This window comes from Citrobacter sp. wls718 (assembly GCF_005280945.1).
Lineage (GTDB): Bacteria > Pseudomonadota > Gammaproteobacteria > Enterobacterales > Enterobacteriaceae > Citrobacter > Citrobacter gillenii.
In genome coordinates this window covers 1-1504 of the sequence record NZ_SZWV01000091.1, presented here as the reverse complement: position 1 = coordinate 1504, position 1504 = coordinate 1, and the positions used below count along the sequence as shown (strand labels likewise).

Below are 1504 nucleotides of genomic sequence, written 5' to 3'. Positions count from 1 at the left end.
TTGTTCGCACCTTCCTTAGACGATCTACCAGACAGCTTTATGCCGCATGGTGTGCAAATTAATCACCAGGTTGTAGGAACCGCTGTCGTATTTACCCCTTCGATGACGCTACAGCAATTGGTTCTCCCTGTAGTACCGTTGAACCATTTTATTAGTGAATTCTGGGATAAGATCTTCAGCCTGTTTCAGCAAAATAGCGAAAATGTACTGCTCCCAGAAGTCTCTCGTGAAATCGATACGCTGTTCGATAAGATCATATTTAACCCAACAGCACAAAACGATCACCCGGCCATTTATTCACATCTCAATACTATCCAGGATATTGTTCAGCAGATAGAAAGCAAACATTCGGTCCAATTTAACGGTAATCGACTGTACGGCTTAGCATGGTATTTATTCACTAAAAATAAGCAGGGTAATGACGGCATCCTGGCGCATAAAAAAACGCTCAAAAATTTACATCAGTATATTAGCCAACATTTGGCAGAAGAGAACCTGATTGCGAGTATGTTATCAACACAGATCGCCCAGCGATTTGATCTCAAGATTACCCAGGAAGATGACGTTTTCTTCACGCTATATTTGAAAAGTATGAAGATGGTGACCGTTGCACCACGAACCAAAGCGGTCATTCTGGCACATGGCTATGCAACGGCCAGCAGTATTGCCAATGTCGTGAACCGCATGTTGGGTGAAACCCTTTTTGCCTCCTTCGATATGCCTATCGACACGGCCATCAAAGATATCGCCAGTAATATACTGCAGTACATTAATGATAATGATATGTCCAATGGGCTGGTCATTCTGGTAGATATGGGGTCGTTAACGGATATTTACTCTGAGTTCAATAAAAGCATCCATTTCCCTGTCGCCATTATTAATAATGTCTCCACGGCAATGGCGCTACACGTCGGTGAGTTATTATTAGATAACGCTCCGCTGGAAAGCATTGTTGAGAACGTCACCTCTTACCAAAAGAATGACAGTAAAATCATCTATTCAGAGCAGGTCAAACGTCCAGTAATCATTACCAGCTGCTATACCGGAATGGGTACGGCGCAGCGAATACAGACATTGCTGGAAGACAGTATTCCGAAAGAAGCAGGGGTGGATGTTATCGCCTATGACCACCAGCTACTGCTTTCAGAGTCCTCCCGCCAGTCACTGTCTCAGTTCTATGACATTATTGCTGTTGTCGGAACAGCTAATCCGGATATCCCCTTTATTCCCTATATTTCATTGGATGACCTGATCAGCGGCCGGGGTGATGTTCGCTTGGAAACGGTTTTCCAGGGCATTGCTGATACCGATATGATTCAGACCATCAACGACAGATTGGTACATAACTTTTCGCTCAAGCGGGTCATCGCTCAGTTGACGATTCTGGATACCGGAAAAATCCTTGAGCACCTTGATATCTGTATCAGTACTCTCGAAAGATTACTCAAAAAACGCTTAGCCAATGAGACGAAGATTAACCTGTGATCTTGACCCTCCATCTCCG

Annotated in this window: 1 pseudogene; it reads left to right on the top strand. The window is 44.0% G+C overall.

Annotation, left to right across the window (positions count from 1 at the left end):
* Positions 1–1485, top strand: a pseudogene (locus FDW95_RS17090) (hypothetical protein); the annotation flags it as partial.
* Positions 1486–1504: the final 19 nt, after the last annotated feature.